Origin of the sequence: Rhizobium grahamii CCGE 502 (genome assembly GCF_000298315.2) — a bacterium.
Taxonomy (GTDB): domain Bacteria; phylum Pseudomonadota; class Alphaproteobacteria; order Rhizobiales; family Rhizobiaceae; genus Rhizobium; species Rhizobium grahamii.
In genome coordinates, this window is record NZ_AEYE02000035.1 from 258,911 (window position 1) to 282,106 (window position 23,196).

The window sequence follows — 23,196 nt, forward strand, 5'->3', positions numbered from 1 at the left end:
AGCAAAAGGCGGCAAAGGCGCGAAACCGCTCAGTTAGAATGGTGTACAAGCGATGATGTCTGCGTACGATCGAGCGGTTTTTGGATACGCACCGGAAGACCGCCTCCTCTCCTTCAAGCATGGGAGCGTCAAGGAAAAGCATTGCGGTGCTCCCAGCGACAAGGCATGACAGGACGGGAGGAACCGAAGCGATCATGCAGCTGTTGTTCAGCTATGCGGCCTCCATCAATCCGACATCCACCACGGTGCAGGCGCCATCCTGATGATACTGATCCTTTCCGAAGTCACCAAATCCTACCCGACGCCGGAAGGTCGCGTGGAAATTCTACGGGGTATCAATCTCGCAGTCCGCGCCGGCGAGAGCGTGGCCTTGACCGGGGAGTCGGGCAGTGGCAAGAGCACGCTCCTCCATCTGATCGGCGGGCTTGACCGGCCCGATGCGGGGGAGATCGTCATGAATGGCAAATACGTCTCGGCGCTCGGTGACGATGGCCGCGCCAGTTACCGAAGAACGGATGTCGGGCTGGTCTTCCAGCAGTTCAACCTTATTCCTTCTCTCAACGTTGCTGCTAATATCTCCTTCCATGCGAAGCTGGCAGGGCGATTTGACAAGGGATGGGAAGATGAGATCACCGATAGGCTTGGGCTGCGGCCTTTGCTGAACCGCTATCCTGAGCAACTATCCGGTGGGCAGCAACAACGCGTTGCCATAGGTCGAACGTTGGCAGCAAGGCCTCCTCTGGTCCTCGCGGATGAACCGACTGGCAATCTCGACGAAGCAACGGGGGATGCCGTCATGGAATTGATGCTGTCGCTCGCGCGCAGTGCCGCTGCCACACTCCTGTTTGTGACCCATTCCACCCGTCTCGCCTCTCGGCTGGACCGGAAAGTGATCCTTCACGGGGGAAGGATCGGAGAGTGACGACGACGGCGTTTGCAGCCCTGCTGTCGCATTGGCGGCGCAAGCCTCTTCAATTGATGACGCTGATCATGGGGATCGCCCTGGCGACAGCCCTCTGGTCGGGTGTTCAGGCCATCAACGCAGAGGCGAGGGCGAGCTACGCGCGAGCAGCCTCGGTGCTGGAGCAAAGCGGGATGGCCCAGATCATCGGGCGGGACGGGGCAGGCATTCCAATCGCGACCTATGCGCGTCTTCGCCGCGCCGGCTGGAAGGTTTCCCCCGTGATTGAGGGAAATTACAGGTTTGGCACGACGCGGGTCCGTCTGATTGGTGTTGAGCCACTGACAATGCCGTCCGAAGCGCAGGTACTCGACGCTTCGAAGGGCGACGACGTTCCCCGGCTTCTGGCATCGAAGGGCCAGTTGATAACGTCTGAAGCGACCGCTCGAAAGCTGCGTGAGGTCACGCACATGGAAATCAGGACATCCGAGCGGGTTCCCGACGACGCTGCTTTTGTGGATATCGGCGTAGCAGACCGGCTTCTCAATGCGCACGGACACTTGACCCGACTGATTGTTGCACCAACGCCAGCACCGGATGCTCCTCCACTTCAGACAGTCGCGCCTGACGTTACATTCAAGGCCAGCGCCGACCGGCCGGACGTTGCCCGATTGACCGACAGCTTTCACCTGAACCTGACAGCCTTCGGCTTCCTGTCCTTTGTCGTCGGCCTGTTCATTGTGTACTCCGCGTCCGGGCTTTCGTTTGAACAACGTCGAGGCACTTTCAGGACCCTGCGTTCTCTTGGTGTTTCGCTGCGCTCACTGACAATGATGATCGTTATCGAACTCGCCATGCTGGCCCTGCTTTCGGGTCTGCTCGGCGTTGCGCTGGGATACATCATCGCCTGGCTGCTCCTCCCGGGAGTAGCCGCAACGCTCCGCGGTCTATACGACGCATCCGTTCCCGAGTCCCTGTCTCTGCGGCCGGAGTGGTGGTTCGCCGGATTAGGAATTGCGCTTGGAGGCACTGCCGTTTCCTCGGCGCAGAGCCTGTGGCGCGTCTGGCGCATGCCAATCCTGTCAGCCGCCCAGCCAAGGGCATGGGCGCGGGCGACAACGCCGGGGCTGGCCTACCACGCCCTCGGTGGCATTCTGCTTCTTTTCACGGCGACCCTCTTGGTTTTCATGGGGGCCGGCCTGTTGTCGGGCTTCGCGGTTCTCGGTTGTCTCCTGCTCGGCGCCGCTCTTCTTCTGCCTGCACTCCTTTCGATCTTTCTGATCATTGCGGAGAAGGCGTCGAAGGGTTCTGCCATGCTCCATTGGTTCTGGGCGGACGCGCGTCTGCAGCTTCCCGGCCTTTCACTCGCACTGATGGCACTTCTGCTTGCCCTAGCGACAAACATCGGCGTCGGCACGATGGTTTCCAGCTTTCGCCTGACATTCAATGGCTGGCTTGATCAGCGGCTGGCTGCGGAGCTTTATGTCACTGCCCGCGACGAAGGGGAGGCTTTTCGGCTTCGTGAATGGTTGCCTCGCCATTCCATTTCCGTGTTGCCGATCTGGAACGCAGAAGCCGATGTTTCCGGCGAACGATTGGCGATCTACGGTGTTGCCGATGATCAAACCTATCGCGACCATTGGCCGTTGATCGAGGCCACAGCCAATGCATGGGACGAAATCGCAGCCGGGCGCGCGTCCCTCATCAATGAGCAGATGTGGCGGCGTGTTAGAATTAAGCTTGGCGACCGGATCTCCATTGGGCGAGATTGGAGCCTGCCCGTCGTCGGGGTCTATTCCGACTACGGAAACCCAAAAGGCCAGATCATCGTGGGAATAGACGCGCTCGTGCAGCATTTTCCTGACGTGCCCAAGCTTCGCTACGGTGTGAGGGTGCCTATGTCGGATGTAAGCCGGTTGAGACGTGATCTCGTCCATGCCTTAGGCGTGCCGGATGGAAACATCGTCGACCAGGGATCGCTCAAACGCCAGTCGAGAGCGGTGTTCGATCAAACCTTCAGGGTCACCGGAGCACTCAATGTGCTAACGTTGGCCGTTGCCGGTTTTGCAATGTTTTCCAGTCTTCTCACCCTTTCGGGCATACGCCTGCCCCAACTTGCCCCGATATGGGCGATGGGGAGCCGCAGACGCACGCTTGTTGCCCTGGAGGTGATGCGGGCTCTCTCTCTTTGGGCGGCGGTTTTCCTGGCCGCGATACCGGTCGGTCTTGCCCTCGCGTGGATCCTTCTGGCAATCGTCAACGTGGAGGCCTTCGGATGGAGACTGCCAATGGCCGTCTTTCCATGGGAGTGGCTGTGGCTCGGACTTGTAGCATTTATTGCTGCATGCCTTTCCGTGGCAGTTCCCGTCAGGCGGCTCGTCTCCATCCATCCCGCCGATCTGCTAAGGGTGTTTGCAAATGAACGTTAGGGCACTGATAGCCGCTGCGCTGGCCGTGGTTCTGAGCTGCCCGTCAGCTGTGGTCCTTGCTCAAGGTTTCGCCGGATTGGGGTCGAGCGCAGAAGGCTTCGATAGTCCGAAGAGAGGCGTTGTCCTTTCATTTCCAGCCGATCATGGCCCTCATCCGACCTTTCGGATCGAGTGGTGGTACGTGACTGCCAATCTTGCCGGCGACGACGGCAAAAGCTATGGGGCTCAGTGGACGATGTTTCGATCGGCAATGGCACCCGGGGAAATGCAGGGTTTTGCCGACCCGCAGATCTGGATTGGTCATGCCGCCATTACAAGCGCGCAACACCATTATGTTGCCGAGCGCCGGGCGAGAGGTGGTATCGGGCAGGCCGACGTTGTGCGCGTGCCATTTGAAGCCTGGATCGACGACTGGGACATGGCGAGCGAGGATCCCGCAGCGCACGATCCCTTGGATCGCATCAGGATCAGAGCCAACGGCAAGGATTTTCGCTATGAGTTGCATCTGGAGGCGAAGGGCCCGCTCGTCCTCCAGGGCGATCGTGGTTACTCGGTGAAGTCGGCAGCTGGACAGGCAAGCTTCTACTATTCGCAGCCTTTCTACGAGGCGTCTGGCCTGATCGATATTGCTGGGAAGACCGTCAGGGTACATGGCAACGCATGGCTGGATCGCGAATGGTCATCGCAACCCCTCGCTGCCGACCAATCGGGATGGGACTGGTTTTCGCTACATCTGGCGACAGGCGAGAAATTCATGGCGTTCAGGCTGCGCGGTGACAAGGGAGGGTTCCTGTCGGCAAACTGGATCGCGGCGAACGGGAACAGTACTCCGCTTTCCTCTGATGCAGTTTCCATCGAGGCCATCGCAACCGCGACCGTCGCAGCGCGAACTGTACCGGTAGCGTGGCGAATTCGGGTTCCGGAGCGATCATTTGATGTGACGACGAGAGCATTGAATGATCAGGCGTGGATGGCAACGTCGACACCCTACTGGGAGGGGCCGATATTTGTCCAGGGAAGCACTTCTGGCAAAGGTTATCTCGAGATGACCGGATACTGAACGGTCGAAATACGGATACCGATCTTCGCACCATCGTCTCCAGCGTGCAATCATGGCGATGGCAGGCGACGGCCTTTGGTTCGTCTGGCCGCATGTGTTTGCGACCGCCCGAGTTGATGGCGATAGAAAGGATTGAGTATCGATCCCGAAACCGAGCCGCAGGTACATGATGCCACTCGTCTTGCAACACCGTGATTTGTGACTACCGCGGCCCCATTGGTTGTCGGTCGGGCCTTCGCCTCGGCAGACAAAACCAGCGGATGTATCTCCGCCCGCCCTGGAGAGGAGGTGGAGACGAACACCTTGACGAACCCGATGAAGATCGAGCGTGCTACTCGATATTGAAGCCGTGGCATGCCAATCGTGAGGGTTGACCAAGGAACGAAAGGTGAACTTTATGTTGCCCGGGGCCCCGTAATCGGTTACTGCGTAAACCAGCATCAGGAAATGTCCTAATGAAGATTGACGTCAAACTCATCCGTGATCAGCGCCGCCTTGCGGAGATGAAGCTTTCCTTGTTGGCGGAAGATCATCCGTTGCGGGAAAAATATATCTTCTGGATCAGCGAGCTGGATCAAAAGCTTCGGGACGCGGACAACTAGCGTTTGCCGCATTCAACGATGCACGGATTATGGGAGCTTCGAGCATCTCCCATAGGCTCACTTGCCCTGTTGGAGGGATAGCCGCCCTTGTCCGGCGCCCGGCTTCAGAGCGAGCCACAACGAGCTGACGGACCAGACCTTTCGCGGGAATACGATGCGTTTCATGGCCGCTCTGCGCTTTCATCAGTCGCCCGCCCCTGCGGCGTCCTATGTCTGCCAGCGACGATAACTGGATATATCCGGCCAAAACACGGTCCGGTAACTTGCGTTGAAAAATCGCACTCGTGTGAGCAAACAGATCGATGATCGCCTCGTGTCTTGAAGACGCCTGCAGGGCCCATCACCAATGTCAGCTGTCCCTTCATCGCCGAGACCGGCATATTACTCGGCAGCCTGGCGCAGTGGCTCCCACCCTGGTTCGTCGACAGGTCCGATGATTTCAAAATCCGAAAGCATGTGATGCTGATCTGAACCGATGACTGCCAAGGTCCAGAAGTCCCGATCCTCGCCGAACACGGTCGAGACTTGCACGATCGTGAACTCATCGTTGCCGGCCAGGGGCCTGGCCCAATAGAAGCTTCCCGGTACCAAACTTGCTACCAACATGAACTCACTCCGGTAGCAGCCGGGATAGTAGCAGGGCTCTTGGAATAAAACAGATGCAAGAAATCGCTTTGCACAGCTACGTTAATCGAGTTTGGGATCGTGGGGAACTGACCAGAAAATGATCTTGAATTTTTGAATGGATCTCGCCACTTCATGGCACGAATTCCAAACCCGACAGGAGAGATATCGCATGACCATCGCCGCAGATAAGCCAGCCGAAAGCCACGCGTTTGAAGCGGACGTTGCGCGACTTCTGCACATGATGGTCCATTCGGTCTATTCGGACCGGGACGTCTTCCTTCGCGAATTGATTTCGAACGCAGCCGACGCGTGCGAAAAACTTCGATATGAGGCGATCGAGACGCCGTCGCTGCTGGGCAGCGCGCCAGATGCTCGCATCACGATCACGCTTGACGAGGAAAACGGACAGCTTCGCGTCGAGGACAATGGCATTGGCATGAGCCACGACGAGATGATCGAGGCTCTCGGCACCATCGCCCGCTCCGGCACGCGGGCTTTCATGGAGCGCGTTGAAGCGAATAAGGCAGGCGAGGGCAGCCAGCTGATCGGGCAATTCGGTGTCGGCTTCTACTCCTGCTTCATGGTATCCGACCGGGTCGACGTTGTTTCCCGGCGCGCAGGCGCCAACGAGGCCTGGCTGTGGAGTTCGGACGGCAAGGGCAGCTTCGAAGTGAAGGGCTTGGATCCTGCCGACGCGCCGGCGCGCGGGACACGGATTACACTTCATTTGATGGATGATGCCCGGACCTATACATCTCGATGGACAGTGGAGAAGATCGTCAAGGAACAGTCTGGCCATGTTCCGGTCGCAATCGGCATGATCGACAAACCGGGTGGCGAGCCGAAGCAGATAACAGACGGCACAGCAATCTGGACCAAGGCAAAGTCGGAGATATCCAAGGACGACTATACCGATTTCTACCGCGGTCTCTCGGGTCAATACGACGAGCCCGCCATAACGGTGCATTACCGGGCCGAAGGGCGTCATGAATACACGACGCTTGCCTATGTACCCGGCTCCCAGCCCCTCGACGTGTTTGACGCTGATCGAAAGGGTCGCATGAAGCTTTATGCGAAGCGCGTCTTCATTACGGATGAAGCCGAAGTGCTGCCACGCTACCTCCGCTTTGTTCGTGGGCTGGTCGATACAGCCGACCTGCCCTTGAACGTGTCGAGAGAGATGATCCAGGACAGCCCCATCTTCGCGGCGATCCGCAAGGGTGTCGCCAACCGTGTCATCAGTGCCATCGAGAAGTTCTCCGAGGATGATGCAGAGGGCTTCAAGACCTTCTGGGTGAATTTCGGCGCCATTCTCAAGGAGGGGATCTACGAGGATTTCGAGCGTCGCTCTCAACTGCTTGCCATCTCGCGTTTCCGAACAACGGCATCGGGCGAGGAGCACCGTTCACTCACCGATTATGTGAAAGAGGCAAAGGAAAGCCAGAACGCTATCTACTATCTCGCCGGTGGTTCGCACGATCAACTCAAGGCTTCACCTCACCTAGAAGGGTTTCGGGCGCGCGGCATCGAGGTTCTCTTGCTGGAAGACTCCATCGACAGCTTTTGGGTCATGAATGCTCCCGACTTTGAAGGCAAGACGTTCAAATCTGTTACCCAGGGATCGGCCGATCTGTCGCAGTTTGCAAAGGTTGATGGCATGGATCAGGCGGAGATTGAGGCTCCCGCCGACACAAAGGCATTCATCGAGTTCGCAAAAGAAAAGCTTACGGATCATGTAGAGGATGTTCGCCTGTCGGACCGGCTGACGGAAAGCGCGGTTTGCCTCGTAGCTACGGAAGGAGGCTATGACCTCCAGATGGAAAAAATCCTGCAGGGAGCGGGTCGCCTCCAGACCGCTGCCAAACCAATTCTTGAAATCAATCCGCTGCATCCGATGATCAGGGCCATCGCTGGTATCGTTGATGATTCGGACTTCCGCGACGATGCCGTCGCGCTCTTGCTGGACGAGGCGCGTATTCTTGACGGCAGCAAACCACTCGATCCCAGAGCCTTCGCAGAGCGGCTTGCAAGGGTTTTCGAAAGAGCGGCGCGATCATAACGCCGCATGGTCCCCGTTTTGATGCGGCGACCGAAACGTGGGGAAGTGATGCCGGAGAAAATCGCGATGGTGACGGTGTCTATGATCAAAGACGAATGCCGGTACATGCCGGTGACGGATCGAGTGCAGCATACGAGGCAGTTCGTTTGCATGACCGTGAGTGGCTTTCATATTTGCTTGGGAGCCGACTCTATACCGCCGGCGATTACGAATACTCACCGGTTTCGTGGAAATGCCAATAATCATGGTCGAGGTAGGGGTATCGTGCGAGCCAGCGCGTTATCATGGATGCTCTTTTCGTAATCAACTGTTCCTGCGATAGTCGCTATTTATCCGCCTACGTATGATGCGGTCGTCGGGAGGATGTCACCCAAGATCTTGCCAATTGAAAGATCGAACGTGCTAACTTCATGAAATCGATTGGAGCGGTCAGTCGCAGGCCGAGGCTGGCACCGCAGGCTCAACCATTGCCGATGATTTTACCTGCGACGATAACCTCTTTTTTGACCCAGTATATGGATTTGCACGCAGGCGTCTCGTCACCGACCAACGCCAGTGCTCGGCAGTTAATCATTGTGGCCAAGGACAGGTCGGAGCCTCTGCTGATTTTTTCTGCCGAGAGGCGCCACCTCTGCGGAGGTGGGTCATGCGCGGACGTTCTTCCTGCCGCTCCATCACGTGGTAGCCCATATGGTGGATGCTGCGGCCCGCCGAGAAAGATTGATGCATTTCAGACGCTGAGCGGGCTACCGAGCCAATCCGTTCATGCTCCGTCCTTTGTCGCAGCGTAGGCCACGAGCACCCTGTCCCGGGCAAACGCGTGGTCCACCACCGGCTCGGGATAGGTCGTGCCGAGCTTGATGGCTGCGCTCGCCAGAACACTGGCCGGGGCGTCGAAAGGCCGATGGATGTACTTATTGTCGAGGTTCGCCAATTCAGGGATGAACTCGCGAACGTAGGAACCGTCCGGATCGAACTTTTCGCCTTGGAGGGTCGGATTGAAGATGCGGAAGAAAGGCGAGGCGTCCGCACCCGATCCTGCGACCCATTGCCAGCTAGCTGCGTTATTGGCGGGATCGGCGTCGACTAACGTTTCCCGAAACCAAGTTTCGCCATGCCGCCAGTCGATCATCAGGTCCTTGACCAAGAAGGACGCTACGATCATGCGAACCCGATTGTGCATGAAGCCATGCCGCCAGAGCTGGCGCATCCCAGCATCCACGATCGGATAGCCGGTCACTCCCTTCGTCCATGCCGAGAAATGCTTCTTGTCATTTTGCCAGGGAAAGGCGTCCATTCGGTCGTTCCAGTTCCTATTGGGCAGCTCTGGAAAGTGATAGATGAGGTGGTAGGAAAACTCCCGCCAAGCAAGTTCCTTGCGGAAGTGCACCAGATCGGCCACTGGCACGCGCTTACTTGACCCCCGCGTCTCGCACCAGATGCGTGCAGGAGAGATGACTCCGAGTGCCAGGTAAGGAGAGAGCAGGGACGTCGCCCGTCGCGACGGTTGATCCCGGTTGCGCCTATAACCTTGTAGGTCATTCTCGACAAAATCGGTCAGTCGTCGATGTGCCGCCTCTTCACCGGGAACCCAGATGTCCTTGAACTCACTCGCCCAGTCCGGCTTTGTGGGCAGCAACCTCCATTCAGCAAGCGGCTCGGATTTCTGAGGCAGGTCAATGAATTTTACCTTTGTCGGCGGATCGAGTGGGTCGTCCGGCTCGCCCAACTTTTCTAAGGCACGCCAGAACGGGGTATAGGTCCGGTAGGGCGTACCTGCGCCGGTCATCAGTCTGGAAGGGTCGTGGAGAAGCTGTCCGGAAAAACTCTTCGCCTCAATGCCTTGCTCTGCCAGCGCTCGCTTAATACGCGTATCGATTGCAATACCGGCCGGGTCGTAGCGCCGATTCCACAGGACCATCTCAGCCCCGCTGTCATCAATAAGGTCGCATAGCAAATCAAGCGCATCACCGGAGATTAAATGCAGTCTCCCGCCGAGTTTGCCGAGCGCCATCTCCAAGCTTTCAAGCGAGTGGTGGAGCCACCACGCCTGTGCTGCGCCAAGCGGGCCGGTGCCATCCGAACGAGGTTCCCGGATATAGATGGCGATGATGGGGCGTCCCAACTTACAGGCCGCGTGTAAAGCGCGGTTGTCGTCGAGGCGCAAGTCCTTGCGAAACCAAAGAATAACAGGCCTCGCGTTTTCGGTCGCCAATGAGATCATCCCTGTTTGCGTGTTTCTTCTGTTACGAAACCACCGCGGGCGTGGATCAGAAACACATCGCCCGCGTCAAGGCCAGATCTTCCTGGACGGCAACCGGCCGGTTGCTTGTCACATTGATGCCTCGTACACCATCGTTGCAGCAACCAGGTCTGCCAAGGCGGTGCCGACCGCCTTGTAGAGTGTAATCTCGGTGTTCGACACGCGCACCGGCCTTTCTGTGCGGCACAGTTCGCCGAGCGTGGCGCGCACCGAGTTCGCGGAAAAGATACCAGACTTTATCGGCTGAACCAGGTCGCCAGCTTCATGCAGCGCTTCCGGTGTGTCTATATAGACCGATGACCGCCTTATCGCCTCATCGTCCGCCTCGCGCATTGCCGGAGTGAAGCTACCGATGAGGTCCACATGCGGGGCGGGTGGGGTGGTGCGGCGGCGGGCGGGCGGTGGTGCGCTTTTGCAAAGCCATTTCACACTAACTAACTATTTAGATACAAAACTATATGGTTATAATTCAAATTCTTAGCGAGAATTTGTGGTCTTCACCAGGTGCCCCAAGCCTTGACAGCCTACGCGTTTCACTGTCTCTTCCCTCGTGACGAATAGACCGGGTTTCGAAAATTTGCGGGAGGACGTTTCTGTTATGTTGAGATTTGCCGTCGTCGGGATGGACCATGGACACACGCTCGACCACGTGAAGGGCCTGCTTGCCGCGGGCGCAGAATTCGCCGGCTATTGCCCCCAGACTTCAGTGCCTGCGCTTCTTGAAACATTCAGGAAAACCTATCCTGATGCACCACAGGTCGATCGCGATGCGATCTTTGCGGATCAGTCAATCGACATCATCTGCATCGCTGCAATCCCACGGGACCGGGCCGGATTGGCGATCCGCGCGATGAAGGCAGGCAAGGACGTCATGACGGACAAGCCCGGGGTTACGACTTTCGCGCAGTTGGAAGAAGTCAGACGCACCGTCGCAGAAACGGGTCGCATATTCTCGATCTGTTTTTCCGAGCGCCATTGTGTGCGTTCTGCCGTCAAGGCCGGAAAACTTATCAAGGAGGGAGCGATCGGCACGGTCATTCAGACGCTCGGAATGGGACCTCACAGGCTACAGCTTCCTACTCGGCCGGACTGGTTCTTCGATCCTCACCAGTATGGTGGAATTATTGTCGACATCGCTTCCCACCAAGTCGACCAGTTCCTGTTTTACACCGGCTCGACGGACGCGGAAGTGGCGGCCAGTTCGGTTGGAAATTTCGGCATGCCCGGCAGACCAAACTTCCAGGACTTCGGTGAGGTGTTGCTTCGCTCCGACAAGGCCTCGGGCTATGTGCGTGTCGACTGGTTTACCCCGGAGGCCCTGCCGACATGGGGGGACGGGCGCCTGACAATCCTCGGTACCGAGGGCTACATTGAGCTGCGAAAATATATCGATATTGCCGGACGCCCGGGCAAGGACCATCTCTTCCTGGTCAACGGCAAGGAGATGACGCACATCGATTGCAGCAGCGAGAAGCTCGATTATTTCGACGCTTTTGCCGCCGACGTGCGCGACCGGACCGAGACGGCGATGCCGCAGGCCCACGTCTATGAAGTCTGCCGCCTGTCGCTGGAAGCTCAATCAAAGGCAGCGCGCCTGGGTCATCGCTGAGGAAGCCAACATGCCCAAGAAGTTTCGCGTTGGTGTCATCGGAGCGGGGATCGCCTCGCGCCACCTGACAGGATTTGCCTGGAACAGGGAATTGTATGAGGTTGCTGTTCTCTGCTCTCTAGACGAAGACCGCGGCAGGCAGCTTTGCGAAGAATTCGGCATTCCCGAATACACTCAGGATGCCGAAACGATGATCGCCCGCTCCGATCTCGATATCATCGACATTTGCACGCCGCCCAGTTCGCATTTCGAGCTTTGCCGCAAGGCGATCGAAGCAGGAAAGCATGTGATCTGCGAGAAGCCGCTGTTCGGCTCGATAGCCGAAGTGGATGAGATGGCTCGGATTGTAGCGCGCGCCGAAGGTCCGAAGCTGATGCCGATCTTTCAGTATCGCTATGGCTCGGGGCTTCAAAAGCTCAAGATGTTGATCGATCTCGGCCTGACCGGCACTCCGTTCCTGACGACGATCGAGACGCATTGGTGGCGTGGCCCCGACTACTATGCCGTCCCGTGGCGGGGGAAATGGGTGACCGAACTCGGTGGCGGTCTCCTTGGCCATGCGATCCACGCGCACGACATGCTGAATTATGTGCACGGCGCCTGTGCGGAGATCTTTTCCTACGGGGCAACCCTGGTGAATCCGATCGAGGTCGAAGACACGGCCGCACTTTCGGTAAAAATGAAGAATGGGTCGCTAGCGACGCTCTCGATGACACTCGGCTCCCGTAAGGAAATCTCCCGCCTGCGGTTCTGCTTCGCCGATCTCGTCGTCGAGAGCATTCTCGAGCCTTACACGATGGGTCGCGACCCCTGGAGCTTTATAGCAGGCACGGAAGAGCATCAAAAGCGGGTGGACGAAGCGCTTGCCGGTTACGTCATCAAGGAAGATGGCTATACCAGGCAATTCGAACTCTTCCATCACGCACTTCTGACCCACGGCGACCCACCGGTAACACTGGAGGACGCCCGCAACTCACTTGAGCTCGTCACCGCCGCCTATCACTCGCAGCGCACCGGGCAACCGACGAAACTGCCGATCCTTTCGGATCATCCACTCTATCATTCCTGGCTGCCGGAAGAAGAGCGCCGTCTGACCGCCGGAGCCTGAGACAATGATCAAAGGCTTCGAACATGTCGGCATGGTGACCGGGGACATGGACCGGTCACTTGCCTTCTACCGCGACCTTCTTGGTCTGCGCCTTCACCTGCGAAAAACCATGGCCAACGGCACGGACGTGGTTTTCCTCGATGCAGGCGGTGGCATGCTGGAAATCTTCGCGCCGCCTGGGGGCGCGTCGCGTTCCACCGATCTGCCGGCAGCAACATCGGGCGTTTTGCATATCACCTTCGTTGTCGAAAGCGTCGACGAAAGCTTCGCGAGCTTGGAAGCGGCCGGTGTCGAGATCAAGGAGAGACCTCGTGCCGCGGTCAATTCGGAAGTGCTGAAGAGGGTCGCGTTCGTTCGCGACCCCAATGGTATCATCGTCGAGTTGGCCGAGCGCGCCACGAGCTGACGTTCCTGATTGATGCGAATGCGATATCGGCCTGCAGTGCAAAATTTCTGGCAGCGGTAACGACTCCGTAATTCCCATTTGCCAGCCTGATGGAGGCGAGACATTCCTTCATGGCTGGGGGCTGACATGTCAGGCAGTAAGGACGACTGGATCAATCAGCGCGCCTACGCGCTTTGGGAAGCCGAAGGGCGGCCGGATGGCCGCAGCGGCGACCACTGGCAGCAAGCCGCACGCGAGTATCAGCAACTCGAATTGACCCGCGCCTCCGTGGACGGAAGCGACCTTGTCGCACGCCTTCGGGCGATGGGGCGCCTGATGCGCGCGGCCGGCCCACAGATCGACACGGTGCCCGCGATAGACGAGCACAAAGCCTCGGCATGACGCGGCCCGCCTAAACGCCGGCAAAGATCGATCACTCACGGACGAGAACATTGCTCGACTGCAGCCAGAATGGTGGCAGATAGAGTGGTGTCGAGGACAGCGGCAGAATGTTGTCGGAAAGCGCGACGCCGAGGCTATCCGCCATAAATGCACGCCGCGCGGCAATACGCGCATGCATATCAGGATAGCGCAGGCGTATCTGCCCGCGAAGTTCGGCATCGGCGAAGGCCACCGTGTCTTCGCAGTTGAGCGCCCAACCAGCCGGCATCGGCACCGGTATGACGTCAACCTGGAAAGGCATGCCGGAACGCAAGCGCTCAGCCGAGCCGGGGCGGACAGGCGAATGAAGCCATTCCTCGTGACTGCCGAGGTGGCCGGGATTCAGCGCCGAATTGAGGCCTGCCGATTTGAGTTTTTCGGTAACCACCGAGAATAGATCACCGCCGGCCACCCCGATATCCGCCGTCTGATACCACGAAATCAAGGCCTCGAAGTATGCCTTCGCAGGCTTCAGGAACGCCTCGTCATGGTCCGTCAGCAGACCGGCGCGCGAAGACAAAGCGCCCCAATAACCGAGCGCCGTTGTGACGCCATCGCCTTTCGTCAGTCGGCGTCCGCTTGGGCTGCGCAGACCGACAATGTTCTCGCCAGCACTGACCGAGGCAAACATCGTGTGGACGTTGACCGGATCCCCCTCATAGCCGAGGCGGCCGAGTGCCTCGAATTCCGTGTCGCCCACCCGGACGCTGGCAACGACCCTGAAGAGTGCCTCCGAGCAGCGCACCGCCGCCCACTCGAAGACTGCAAGCTGATCGACGTCGACAATCGCGCGATGGCCGGTTTCCGGATGCATGAGAACAGATGTAGCATCGATCAGTCGCGCTGAATGACCGATCGCCCGGCGTAACACGTTCACGATGAAATGCGGTACGAAAAAGCTCTGACCGGCGTCTTCGTCTTCATCGGTTGAGAGATATTTCCAGCCCACGAGACCGATAGAATCGCCGATTTTGATGCCCGCGTCGCGCAGCCGATCAATAAGCCGCGGATCTTGGCTGCGATCCTGGCCCATGAGGCTGAAGCTTTGTGCGCGCAGCACCGTGATGCCCGGCAGCCTGGCAAGCGCCGTGTAGCTTTCGGATTCGTTTCCGGTGATGATCACCCTGCGGCCGCATGGCCCCAGGAGCAGCAGCGCCTCCTCGAAGCGCGGTTCGAAACCGGACAGATGCATGATGTTCCCGAAGTGCTCGCGATCGGCATAGACGACAAGCCAGTCAGTACCCGCTGCCTTCAAGGCTGCATCCGCACGCGCGGAATAGGTGGCGGGAGGGATTTGCGGTTGCGTTCCGAGGGCGCCGAAATTCGGCAGGACAACAGATGCGAGAGCGATGGACATGCGGTTCCTCCAACCAAAACGAAAGTCAAATAAAGGTAAAAAGCACAAAATACGTGTATTGCCCGGGGCAGGCAGCCAACACATCAAAGATTAGCATAGCCGAACCCCACTCCGCTGCGGTATCACGCCTCCAAAGGTGGAAGGCTGACAATCATGAATCACGACAACAGTCGCAGTGCCCCTCCCACGATTGCCGATGTGGCGCGCTTGGCAGGCGTCTCTCGTGCCGTCGCAAGTCGGGCTCTTTCCAACGAACCGCGACCGGTGTCGTCCGAGAAACGGGAACGGGTAATCGCTGCCGCTGCCAGCCTCGGCTACAAGCCGAACCTTCTGGCGCAAAGCCTGACGACGAAAACTGTCAATCTCGTCGCCGTCGTGGTCAACCATATCCATGATCTGTCCGACCTCGACCTGTTCGACCGGCTGATTGATCAAGTCCAGATGATCGGCAAGCAGGTCATTCTGATCCGGATCGGGTCGGTGGCACGCGTGGAAGAGTTTCTGCGCAATGGTGTTGCTTATCACGTCGATGCCGCGCTGGTGTTTTCTGATTTCGCGGACGCGCCGACCGTCCGCCGGATGTTCCGCTCGGATCACGTGATCATGTTGAACGGCCTTCATGACGAGTTCTCGCCGGTCGTCATTCCCGACGAAAATGCAGGCATTTCGGAAGCGGTCGCCGACGCTGCGTCGAAGACCGTGAAAACGGCCGGGCTTGTCACTGGGCGCGCGTCCTCTCCGGTCGAGCAGGCCCGGATCCGCTCGTTCCAGGAGGCTTTTTCCCGCTACGGGATCAATCTCGTTCGCTCGGTTCAGGGCGACTACTCCTATGAGAGCGGGCACGCTGCGGCCAACGCACTGGCAGGCGTCGATTGTCCTGACGCGGTCTTCTGCACGTCCGATGCAATGGCGATGGGCATTCTCGACGTCTGCCGGGCGGACTTTCCCGGTGGCCGCCCGTCGCGATTTAGGCTCTATGGCTTTGACAATCTGTCGCTGACCGATTTCGACGCCTATCCGATTTCGTCGATCGGCTACGACAAGTCGCTCTATGTCCGCCATATTGTTGACTCCATTGCCAATCCCGGGAGTTTTTCGTCGGGTCATCCACCTATCACGGTGCCGACGCAGTTCGTGCCACGCCTGACCGCCTAACGAGAACGGGCCACCCGAAGGCAGCCCGCAATCACGTTTACCACTGAGGGTTCAGGGCAGGGGGATTGGACTCCGGACCCCACCACTTCTTGTAGTTCGCCGCATAGGTCCCGGACTGGATGTAATCTGAAACGAACATATCGAGCCAACGCACGAATTCAGGATCACCCTTTGCGACGGCAATACCGATCGGATCGTTGGAATAAAGTCCTGGCAGCGTGACAAGCGACGGGTTCTTGGTTGCGAGATAGTCGAGCAGCGAAGAATCCTCGATCGCCGCATCAACACGCTTCTGCTGCAGCTGCAGTACGCCATCCGGGGCGAACTGATCGACGTAGACAAGCTGCGCCTCGGGAACAGCGGTTTTCAGGAAGCTCTCGCCCGTCGTGCCGCGACCAACAACGACCTTCTTTCCGGCAAGATCCTTCAGTTCCTTGATGCCTGCATCCTTCTGGACGATGACGCGCAAGCCAGCGCGGTTGTAGGGGATCGTGAAGTTCACCGTCTTGGCGCGCTCGAGTGTCGCAGAGGTGTTTGCAACCGCGACATCGATCTGGCCCGAAACGAGCATCGAGATACGCGCGTCGCCCGACACGTCGACAAATTCGACAGGGACACCGAGCTTTTGTGCGAGCATCGTTGCGACATCGACATCATAGCCGACCGGATTATTCTGCGCGTCGCGGAAGCCGATCGGCTCGCCGCCGAGCGACACGCCGATACGAACCGTGCCGCGCGAGCGGATGTCGTCGATCATTCCTGCAAAGGACGGAAATGCCGAGCCGGCCGCAATGGCCAGGGCGGCAAGGGCAGTCAGAATGCGTTTCATCGTTTTCATTCCCTCTTTTGATTATGCCAGTTTCGCTGCCCGCAACTCCGGTTCGGGCATCGAGTCCTCCCAGAGCCAGTAGCGTATCTCGCCCTCGCATCTGAAATTCACGACCTCATGATTTCCTCTGGCGTCGACCGCATGGATCACGACGCCAGCTAGGAAGCCCGAGGAGAGTTCATCGAGCTCATCGACGGCAAGTTTCACCGCGTCGGAGAGCGAATAGCCAAGCTTCATTGCAAGAACGACCGTGCGTGCCGTCGAACAGCGCATCGTCATCTCGCCGGTATGGGTGCAAGCGGCGGCGCCGTAACGGCTATCAGCGTAGAAGCCGGCGCCCGGAATAGGGCTATCGCCGAGGCGGCCAGGATACTTCCACGCCCAGCCGGACGTAGACGTCGCTGCATGAACGCCGCGCTTGGAATCGGCCGACAGGAAGACGGTCGTATCGCGCACGCGCTCCGGATCGGTGATGGCGCGGCTGAGCGGCGCCAGTGGAATATTTGGAAATTTAGCCAGATCCTCGGGCGAAAGCTCCTTTTCGAGCCGCTCCCACCAGACCCGCTTGCTGTCCTCGAACAGGACATCGTCTTCCGAGAAACCGATTTCACTTGCAAAGCGGCGCGCGCCATCGCCGGTCAGCATGACGTGCGGGAGGCGTTTCATCACCTCATGGGCGAGGCGAGCTACCGGAAGCGTGTTCGGGACGGCACCGACCGTGCCGACTTGGCGCGTATTGCCGTCCATCACTGCAGCATCAAGTTCCATGTTGCCGAGCATATTAGGCCAGCCGCCATAGCCGACGCTGCGCACTTTGACCTCGCTCTCCACCTTGCCGATCCCGGCGACCATCGCGTCGAGGCTGACAGCGCCCTCGCGCAACATCTCGACGGATGTCGGAAAACCCGGCCAGGCTTCTTTATTGGCCAAAAGCAGCATCTAGAACCTCTAATCTTTGCGCATCTTGGAAAGGAACTGGGCAACGCGGGGCTGCGCCATGCCGCCGTCGGCGCCGAAGAATTCTTTGGTCGGCAGATCGACCAGCAGCCTGCCCTTATCGAGAAACACGATCCGGTCGGAAATCTGCCTGGCGAACTCGACCTCATGTGTTACGAAGAGCATCGTCGTGCCTTCCTCCGCGAGCTTGGCAAGGATCGTCAGCACCTCCGCCGTCATCTCCGGGTCAAGCGCACTGGTGACTTCATCAAGCAGCAAATAGCGCGGCTGCATGGCGAGCGCTCGGCAGATGCCGACGCGCTGGCGTTGGCCGCCAGAAAGCTGCGCAGGATAGGCGTCGGCCCTGTTCCCGAGCCCGACGGACTCAAGCAGGGCACGCGCAGTCGTCTCTGCCTCGGCGCGCGGCTTTCTCAGCACCTCGATTGGAGCGAGCGTGATGTTGCCGAGCACCGTCATGTGCGGATAGAGGTTGAAAAGCTGGAACACCGTGCCCGAGCGCTTGCGCGCTTCGGAGAGCTCTTTCGGTTTGCTGACGTCAAACTCGTCGACAAGGATCCGGCCACCGCTCAGCTTCTCCAGACCATTGATACAGCGGATCAGCGTCGATTTTCCGGATCCGGAGGAGCCCAGGATCGAGACGACCTCGCCGGGCTCGATCGTCAGGTCAACACCGTCGAGCACGGTGGTGTGGCCGAAGGCCTTCTTCACGTTTTCAACTTTTATCATGTCATAGCCCTCGCCAAGCGCTGTAGGCGCGAAGGCGTTTTTCAAATCGCGATCCGAGCCAGGCAACCAGCTTGGCGGAGGCGTAGTAGAGCAGACCGACCGCCGTCCAGACGATAAACGGCTTCAGCGTGCGCATGTTGAGGATGTTGCCGATCTTCGTCAGATCAACGACGCCGATTACCGAGATCAGCGATGTTACCTGCAATTGATTGACGAGCAGTGCGACCAGCGGGCCGACGGCAAATGCGGCCGCCTGCGGCGCGACTACATAGCGAAGCACCTGCCAACGGCTCAGTCCGAAAACGCGTGCTGCCTCGATTTGATCGCGGCCGATCGACTCTATTGCGGAGACCGCAATCACATACACGAAGGCCGCGGTGTTGGCCGAAAGGGTGATCGCTGCGGCTGTCACCGGCGTCACGCGGACATGCAAGAGACCGGGAAGGCCGAAGAATACCAGAAACAATTGCACCAACACCGGCGAATTCTTCAGGAGTTCGGCGAGGAAGGTGATCACCTCGCCGAGAAGCGGTATGCGATAGAAGCGGACAATGGCCCAAGCTATACCAATCGACAGACCGATCAGCGATGTTCCGAGAAAAAGTGCGACATTGACGCCGATGCCCTGCGCGAGGAGAACGAGATCGAAAGTCGTGAAGTCGGTGAAGCGCATCAGGCGACCGCCTCCATCATGTCGCGGTTGAGGCGACGGTGGAGCAAGGCGATGGCGAGCGAAACAAGATAGGTCAAAGCCGCATAGACGACGAGCAGCACGACATAGACTTCAAACGGCCGATACGTCTGTGAGACTACGATCTGCGCCGAACCAGTAAGCTCGTTCAGCGTGATGGCGGACAGGATCGACGAGGTGAGAATCATATTGATAAGCACCGAGCCCAACGGCCGCACCGAGGTTCTGAGCGCGATCGGCAGAACTATGCGCGTAAACATAACACGCCGCGACAGACCGCTCACCTCTGCCGCTTCGATGATGCCTTGGTCGATTGCCAGGATGCCGGCGCGAATTACATCCGAGGCGTAGGCGCCGCCTGCAATCGACAGCGCAATGACACCGGTCGTGAAGGCATCGATATAGATGCCGATCTCCGGCAAGCCATAGTAGAAGAAGAAGAGTTGCACGATAAACGGCACATTGCGAAATATGTCTACGTAAACGTAAGCAATTCGGCGCAGAGGCGCAGAGGAGGATGTGCGTGCGATTGCAACGAACGCGCCCATGATGACGCTACCGATCAGCGCCAGTGCGCACGCTTCTGCTGTCAGCAGCGCCCCTTGCGCAAGAAAGCCAAGATGAGGCAAGAGAATCGACAGGTCGAGCCGCACGATCTCTCCATATTCATGATTGAAACCGGTTTCATCGTGTCGTGGCTGTCATACGTTGTCAAGACGCAACAAAGAATCCTGCTCGGCATGAACAGATGAATTGCATAGGCTAGCGGATTTCTGCCAGATGATTGTAACATTGGCTTGGGATCGCCTGCCTATCCGATAACGTCACTGCCTAGACCGAATGAGAATTTCCGTGAGCCATATTCCCCAGATCGACTACGCAACGGCCTCCGAAGAGATTCGGTCCGCCCATGACGAGGAGGTGAGGGCACGCGGGCGCATGACGAACATGAAACGCACTTTGTTGCACTCGCCGGCCGCCCACCGCATCTATGCCGAATGGTTCACCTTGCGCGCAGAACTCTCGGCGATCGCTGACCGACCGATCTGGATCTTCTCACATGCCATTTCCAAGGCAGCGAAATCGAAGATCGCCACTACGTTCTTTCGTCGAGCGCTGATAAATGCCGGTTCTAACCCGGACGCGCTGTTGCTTTCGGAAGAAGAAGTATTGCTCGACGCCTTCGGCAGGGCAATCGTTGCAGATTCAAACGCGATACCCACCGAGATCTGGGCGAAGCTGAAGGGACGCTATGCCCCCAAGACGCTCGTCGATCTCGTCGCCTTTGCGGGCATCATGCTCGCCACGGCCGTCTTCAACAATGTTGTCGAAGTCGATTTCGATCCCGAATTGGAAGCGTTCGCCGAATCAGCCAGTGAAGATGACTAAGGGCGCTGGCTCCCGGCAGTCAGCCTCTTGGCAAGCTCAGCGGCCACGAAAGCCGCATGCTCGGTAATCTGCGGCAGGCCCATCAGCTCGCCAAACGTTCCGCGGGCCAGCGGGCCGGAAATGAGCAGGGAAGGATCGGGGCGTCCGTCAGCAGCGACCGCCTCGGATTGCTCGGAACACGCGATGCCGAGACCGGCCGGATCGAGCTGCAGATGTGACTGATCGCGCAGACGCGCAAGCCACGCCTGACTTTCGAGAATACCGCCGTGGGCAGGACCTGTCGTGACAACGACAGCATCGTAGCTCTTCTGCAGCGGCAAGGCACGCCGCCGCTTCAGCTCCACGTTGATCACTTCGCCCTCGCGCTCCACCCGTCCGACAGAAGCCGCCAGCACTTCCATCCGGCCCTGCGCAATCGCCCGCTCCAGAACCTCTTCTACTTGCGGCGCGATGCGGAACCGATGAACGTCCCAATAGGGCCTTACATGCCGCACGATCCGGCAACGCTCGGCAATCGGCAGGTTCTTCCAGAGCGCGTGGCCGTGGCCGCGCACCTGATCGATGACAGGGTGCCATGTCAGCCCCGCTGCCTTGGCTGCCTCAATGGTCTGTCGAACGCTCCGCAACAGTACCGTTGCGCTGTGAACAGGGGCCGCCTCGAATTCCCCGAACGGGTCCTGCGGATAAGGCGCATGGCCCCTCGATCTCAGGCCTCGCCGCGAGATCGACGTAATCGGTCCGCGATGGCCGGTGCGGGCAAGTGAAGCGACGATGTCGGCTGCGGTCAAGCCATTGCCGACAATCAGCAAGCGATCATCTGGGCGGACGGGATCGAGCGCGCCGGCAGCGGTCGAATCGGTGACGAACCGAGGGTGTCCTTGAAGGGGTCGCAGAGCGACTGGCGTAGATGGAGCAGGATGGCTAGTGGCAATCACCAGAAAATCGGCAGCTGTCCGCGAGCCATGGCTATCGAAGATCTGCCAGTGCCTGCCTTCCCTGCGCACGTCGGTAACGACAGCGCGACGATGGTGCACAGCGCCGTTCTCCAGGAGAGGGTGCAGTGCCGCGGCTATGTAGGTGCCGAAAACGTGGCGTCGAGGAAAGAGGTTCCCGTCAGGTCGATGTGCTTCTGGATCGTCGGCGACGGCGTCATTGCGTGCGATCCATTCGAGAAAATCCTCCGGCTGATCTGGCAGCAGGCTCATACGGGCGGCCGGCACATTGATCCGATGCGCGGGGTCGGTGGTGTCATAGGCAAGCCCCCTGCCGAGCTCCTGCCGTGGCTCAAAAACGACAACTTCAGGCGGCTGGCCAGTTGTCGAGCGTGCCAAGTGGTAGGCAACGCCCGCACCCGAGATGCCACCGCCAACAATCGCGACCACGGGTTGGCGTAAGTCGCCGCCGGTCTCATGTGGAGATTTCACGCTGTCCTGCTTCAATTTCCGCGGCCCAGACCACCTTGTTTATAAGAGCGCGAGTTTGTCGTTCGCGTTCGGATGGGTTAATCTAGAGTCAGGCAAGCAGCCCTGCAACTTCGATATTCTACAAAATCAGTAGAATTTTTATCCCGCTATTTGGTGCAGGCACCGAAGAGTTTTTCAGTGCTGCAGTGCAATAGAGATCGACTTGCTTGGTTTACCATCGGCGGTTTTGAAATTATCTGGCCGTTCGAGGCTCGCCTCACCAATTTCAAGACGGGAAACACCACAATGAACAAGAAGACGTCCGCCACTTCAAGCTTGACGCGTCGTGCCAGCCTTGCTGCAATCGCCGCCTCGGCAGTCGCAATCGTGGCATTTGCAGCGCCTGTTGCTTCCTTCGCTGAGGACAAGTCGATCAAGGTCGGCATCATGAGCGGCGAGGACGAAGACGTCTGGCGTGTTGTGACCGAGGAAGCCGCCAAGAAAGGCCTCAAGATCGAGACGGTCGTCTTCAACGACTACACGCAGCCGAATGAGGCGCTGGAGCGCGGCGAAATCGATGCCAATGCATTCCAGCACAAGCCCTATCTCGACAACCAGGTCAACCAGCACGGATATCATATCGTTCCGGTTGGCTACACCGCTGTTTGGCCGATCGGGCTCTATTCCAAGAAGCACAAGGCGGTCGCGGAAATCGCCGAAGGCGCCACCATCGGCGTGCCGAACGATCCGTCGAACGAAGGCCGCGCGCTGCGTGTGCTGCAGAACGAAGGCATCATCAAGCTCAAGGACGGCACGGGCATTCTCGCAACGGTGACCGACATCACCGAAAATCCGAAGAACGTCGAGATCAAGGAACTCGATGCCGGCGTGGTCGGTCGTGCCATCGAGGATTTGGATGCTGCCGTTATCAACACCGACTGGGCTCTGAAGAGCGGGCTGTCGGCTGCCGATCGCATCGCGCAGGAACCGATTGCCGACAATCCGTACCGCAACTTCATCGCCGTCAAGCAGGACAGCGAGAACGAGGCTTGGGTCAAGACCCTCGTATCCTCCTACCAGAACGATACGGTTAAGGCCGAGTTCGACAAGGTGTATAAGGGAACCGGCGTCAGCGCTTACTGATCAACATTCGCGCCGAGCTTTAGGCGCGTTGAACAAGGCGGTCCGGGCGTTCCTTGCCCGGG

21 protein-coding genes and 1 pseudogene are annotated in these 23,196 nt (G+C 58.6%); 12 read left to right on the top strand and 10 right to left on the bottom strand.

Annotated features, from left to right (window positions below; all coding sequences use genetic code 11):
• Window positions 1-262 precede the first annotated feature (262 nt).
• From RGCCGE502_RS28635 to RGCCGE502_RS37585, 4 genes are all read left to right on the top strand, one after another.
• Complete coding sequence (locus RGCCGE502_RS28635) at window positions 263-922, top strand: ABC transporter ATP-binding protein (RefSeq protein WP_016557712.1); 660 nt, start codon at window positions 263-265, stop codon at window positions 920-922.
• A complete protein-coding gene (locus RGCCGE502_RS28640) occupies window positions 919-3,330 on the top strand; it encodes an FtsX-like permease family protein (RefSeq protein WP_016557713.1) in 2,412 nt (803 codons plus the stop codon). Before RGCCGE502_RS28635 ends, RGCCGE502_RS28640 begins: the two co-directional genes overlap by 4 nt.
• Window positions 3,320-4,390: a lipocalin-like domain-containing protein gene (locus tag RGCCGE502_RS28645; protein WP_016557714.1), complete on the top strand. Its 1,071-nt coding sequence runs from the start codon at window positions 3,320-3,322 to the stop codon at window positions 4,388-4,390. The genes RGCCGE502_RS28640 and RGCCGE502_RS28645 overlap by 11 nt, the downstream gene beginning before the upstream one ends.
• A 455-nt stretch (window positions 4,391-4,845) precedes the next feature.
• On the top strand, window positions 4,846-4,992 hold the full coding sequence (locus tag RGCCGE502_RS37585) for a hypothetical protein (RefSeq protein WP_019280346.1): 147 nt from the start codon (window positions 4,846-4,848) through the stop codon (window positions 4,990-4,992).
• A 381-nt stretch (window positions 4,993-5,373) separates the two neighbouring features.
• Here RGCCGE502_RS37585 and RGCCGE502_RS28650 read toward each other — a convergent pair whose 3' ends face one another.
• Window positions 5,374-5,598: a hypothetical protein gene (locus tag RGCCGE502_RS28650; RefSeq protein WP_016557715.1), complete on the bottom strand. Its 225-nt coding sequence runs from the start codon at window positions 5,596-5,598 to the stop codon at window positions 5,374-5,376.
• Window positions 5,599-5,788: 190 nt separating this feature from the next.
• Between RGCCGE502_RS28650 and htpG the strand changes: the two genes are divergently transcribed.
• Entirely contained in the window at window positions 5,789-7,678 is a 1,890-nt protein-coding gene (gene htpG / locus RGCCGE502_RS28655; protein ID WP_016557716.1) for a molecular chaperone HtpG, read from the top strand.
• Between the two features lie 763 nt (window positions 7,679-8,441).
• On the opposite strand, the gene RGCCGE502_RS28660 is transcribed toward htpG, so the two are convergent.
• On the bottom strand, window positions 8,442-9,902 hold the full coding sequence (locus tag RGCCGE502_RS28660; protein WP_016557717.1) for a cryptochrome/photolyase family protein: 1,461 nt from the start codon (window positions 9,900-9,902) through the stop codon (window positions 8,442-8,444).
• Window positions 9,903-10,010: 108 nt separating this feature from the next.
• Window positions 10,011-10,316 (bottom strand): annotated as a pseudogene (locus RGCCGE502_RS28665) (bifunctional Delta(1)-pyrroline-2-carboxylate/Delta(1)-piperideine-2-carboxylate reductase); the annotation flags it as partial.
• A gap of 223 nt (window positions 10,317-10,539) precedes the next feature.
• On the opposite strand from RGCCGE502_RS28665, the gene RGCCGE502_RS28670 reads away from it, so the two are divergent.
• The 4 genes from RGCCGE502_RS28670 (at window position 10,540) to RGCCGE502_RS28685 (ending at window position 13,445) form a co-directional block, all read left to right on the top strand.
• Entirely contained in the window at window positions 10,540-11,550 is a 1,011-nt protein-coding gene (locus RGCCGE502_RS28670; protein WP_016557719.1) for a Gfo/Idh/MocA family protein, read from the top strand.
• A gap of 10 nt (window positions 11,551-11,560) precedes the next feature.
• Entirely contained in the window at window positions 11,561-12,658 is a 1,098-nt protein-coding gene (locus RGCCGE502_RS28675; protein WP_040675918.1) for a Gfo/Idh/MocA family protein, read from the top strand.
• A gap of 4 nt (window positions 12,659-12,662) precedes the next feature.
• Window positions 12,663-13,064: a VOC family protein gene (locus RGCCGE502_RS28680; protein ID WP_016557721.1), complete on the top strand. Its 402-nt coding sequence runs from the start codon at window positions 12,663-12,665 to the stop codon at window positions 13,062-13,064.
• Between the two features lie 126 nt (window positions 13,065-13,190).
• Window positions 13,191-13,445 carry a DUF2934 domain-containing protein gene (locus RGCCGE502_RS28685; protein WP_016557722.1) on the top strand — a complete coding sequence of 85 codons (255 nt, stop codon included), beginning with the start codon at window positions 13,191-13,193 and terminating at the stop codon, window positions 13,443-13,445.
• Window positions 13,446-13,476: 31 nt separating this feature from the next.
• Here the strand turns inward: RGCCGE502_RS28685 and RGCCGE502_RS28690 are convergent, their stop codons facing one another.
• Window positions 13,477-14,841 (bottom strand): M24 family metallopeptidase, encoded by a 1,365-nt coding sequence (locus tag RGCCGE502_RS28690; RefSeq protein WP_016557723.1) that lies wholly within the window; start codon window positions 14,839-14,841, stop codon window positions 13,477-13,479.
• A gap of 153 nt (window positions 14,842-14,994) precedes the next feature.
• Here RGCCGE502_RS28690 and RGCCGE502_RS28695 point away from each other — a divergent pair, with 153 nt between their 5' ends.
• Complete coding sequence (locus RGCCGE502_RS28695) at window positions 14,995-15,996, top strand: LacI family DNA-binding transcriptional regulator (protein ID WP_016557724.1); 1,002 nt, start codon at window positions 14,995-14,997, stop codon at window positions 15,994-15,996.
• 37 nt (window positions 15,997-16,033) lie between these two features.
• Here the strand turns inward: RGCCGE502_RS28695 and RGCCGE502_RS28700 are convergent, their stop codons facing one another.
• Genes RGCCGE502_RS28700 through RGCCGE502_RS28720 form a run of 5 tightly spaced genes read right to left on the bottom strand, consistent with a single transcriptional unit; the run spans window position 16,034 to window position 19,852 of the window.
• Window positions 16,034-16,825, bottom strand: coding sequence for a transporter substrate-binding domain-containing protein (locus tag RGCCGE502_RS28700; RefSeq protein WP_019280347.1), 792 nt, complete (start codon window positions 16,823-16,825; stop codon window positions 16,034-16,036).
• A gap of 21 nt (window positions 16,826-16,846) precedes the next feature.
• Entirely contained in the window at window positions 16,847-17,764 is a 918-nt protein-coding gene (locus RGCCGE502_RS28705) for a glycosylasparaginase (protein WP_016557726.1), read from the bottom strand.
• A gap of 9 nt (window positions 17,765-17,773) precedes the next feature.
• Window positions 17,774-18,508 carry an amino acid ABC transporter ATP-binding protein gene (locus RGCCGE502_RS28710; protein ID WP_016557727.1) on the bottom strand — a complete coding sequence of 245 codons (735 nt, stop codon included), beginning with the start codon at window positions 18,506-18,508 and terminating at the stop codon, window positions 17,774-17,776.
• A gap of 1 nt (window position 18,509) precedes the next feature.
• On the bottom strand, window positions 18,510-19,181 hold the full coding sequence (locus RGCCGE502_RS28715; RefSeq protein WP_016557728.1) for an amino acid ABC transporter permease: 672 nt from the start codon (window positions 19,179-19,181) through the stop codon (window positions 18,510-18,512).
• Entirely contained in the window at window positions 19,181-19,852 is a 672-nt protein-coding gene (locus RGCCGE502_RS28720) for an amino acid ABC transporter permease (protein ID WP_016557729.1), read from the bottom strand. Before RGCCGE502_RS28720 ends, RGCCGE502_RS28715 begins: the two co-directional genes overlap by 1 nt.
• A 199-nt stretch (window positions 19,853-20,051) precedes the next feature.
• Between RGCCGE502_RS28720 and RGCCGE502_RS28725 the strand changes: the two genes are divergently transcribed.
• Entirely contained in the window at window positions 20,052-20,588 is a 537-nt protein-coding gene (locus RGCCGE502_RS28725; protein WP_016557730.1) for a carboxymuconolactone decarboxylase family protein, read from the top strand.
• Here the strand turns inward: RGCCGE502_RS28725 and RGCCGE502_RS28730 are convergent.
• Window positions 20,585-22,012, bottom strand: coding sequence for an FAD/NAD(P)-binding protein (locus RGCCGE502_RS28730; protein WP_244441810.1), 1,428 nt, complete (start codon window positions 22,010-22,012; stop codon window positions 20,585-20,587). The two genes, RGCCGE502_RS28725 and RGCCGE502_RS28730, sit on opposite strands and share 4 nt — an antisense overlap.
• Window positions 22,013-22,297: 285 nt before the next feature.
• Here RGCCGE502_RS28730 and RGCCGE502_RS28735 point away from each other — a divergent pair, with 285 nt between their 5' ends.
• Complete coding sequence (locus RGCCGE502_RS28735; RefSeq protein ID WP_040675921.1) at window positions 22,298-23,134, top strand: MetQ/NlpA family lipoprotein; 837 nt, start codon at window positions 22,298-22,300, stop codon at window positions 23,132-23,134.
• Window positions 23,135-23,196: the final 62 nt, after the last annotated feature.

Excerpts from the sequence above, each read along its gene's own strand:
- RGCCGE502_RS28635 (WP_016557712.1), top strand. The coding sequence starts at position 263 with ATGATACTGATCCTTTCCGAAGTCACCAAATCCTACCCGACGCCGGAA.
- RGCCGE502_RS28645 (WP_016557714.1), top strand. The coding sequence starts at position 3,320 with ATGAACGTTAGGGCACTGATAGCCGCTGCGCTGGCCGTGGTTCTGAGC.
- RGCCGE502_RS37585 (WP_019280346.1), top strand. The coding sequence starts at position 4,846 with ATGAAGATTGACGTCAAACTCATCCGTGATCAGCGCCGCCTTGCGGAG.
- RGCCGE502_RS28650 (WP_016557715.1), bottom strand. The coding sequence starts at position 5,598 with ATGTTGGTAGCAAGTTTGGTACCGGGAAGCTTCTATTGGGCCAGGCCC.
- htpG (WP_016557716.1), top strand. The coding sequence starts at position 5,789 with ATGACCATCGCCGCAGATAAGCCAGCCGAAAGCCACGCGTTTGAAGCG.
- RGCCGE502_RS28660 (WP_016557717.1), bottom strand. The coding sequence starts at position 9,902 with ATGATCTCATTGGCGACCGAAAACGCGAGGCCTGTTATTCTTTGGTTT.
- RGCCGE502_RS28670 (WP_016557719.1), top strand. The coding sequence starts at position 10,540 with ATGTTGAGATTTGCCGTCGTCGGGATGGACCATGGACACACGCTCGAC.
- RGCCGE502_RS28675 (WP_040675918.1), top strand. The coding sequence starts at position 11,561 with ATGCCCAAGAAGTTTCGCGTTGGTGTCATCGGAGCGGGGATCGCCTCG.
- RGCCGE502_RS28680 (WP_016557721.1), top strand. The coding sequence starts at position 12,663 with ATGATCAAAGGCTTCGAACATGTCGGCATGGTGACCGGGGACATGGAC.
- RGCCGE502_RS28685 (WP_016557722.1), top strand. The coding sequence starts at position 13,191 with ATGTCAGGCAGTAAGGACGACTGGATCAATCAGCGCGCCTACGCGCTT.
- RGCCGE502_RS28690 (WP_016557723.1), bottom strand. The coding sequence starts at position 14,841 with ATGTCCATCGCTCTCGCATCTGTTGTCCTGCCGAATTTCGGCGCCCTC.
- RGCCGE502_RS28695 (WP_016557724.1), top strand. The coding sequence starts at position 14,995 with ATGAATCACGACAACAGTCGCAGTGCCCCTCCCACGATTGCCGATGTG.
- RGCCGE502_RS28700 (WP_019280347.1), bottom strand. The coding sequence starts at position 16,825 with ATGAAACGCATTCTGACTGCCCTTGCCGCCCTGGCCATTGCGGCCGGC.
- RGCCGE502_RS28705 (WP_016557726.1), bottom strand. The coding sequence starts at position 17,764 with ATGCTGCTTTTGGCCAATAAAGAAGCCTGGCCGGGTTTTCCGACATCC.
- RGCCGE502_RS28710 (WP_016557727.1), bottom strand. The coding sequence starts at position 18,508 with ATGATAAAAGTTGAAAACGTGAAGAAGGCCTTCGGCCACACCACCGTG.
- RGCCGE502_RS28715 (WP_016557728.1), bottom strand. The coding sequence starts at position 19,181 with ATGCGCTTCACCGACTTCACGACTTTCGATCTCGTTCTCCTCGCGCAG.
- RGCCGE502_RS28735 (WP_040675921.1), top strand. The coding sequence starts at position 22,298 with ATGAACAAGAAGACGTCCGCCACTTCAAGCTTGACGCGTCGTGCCAGC.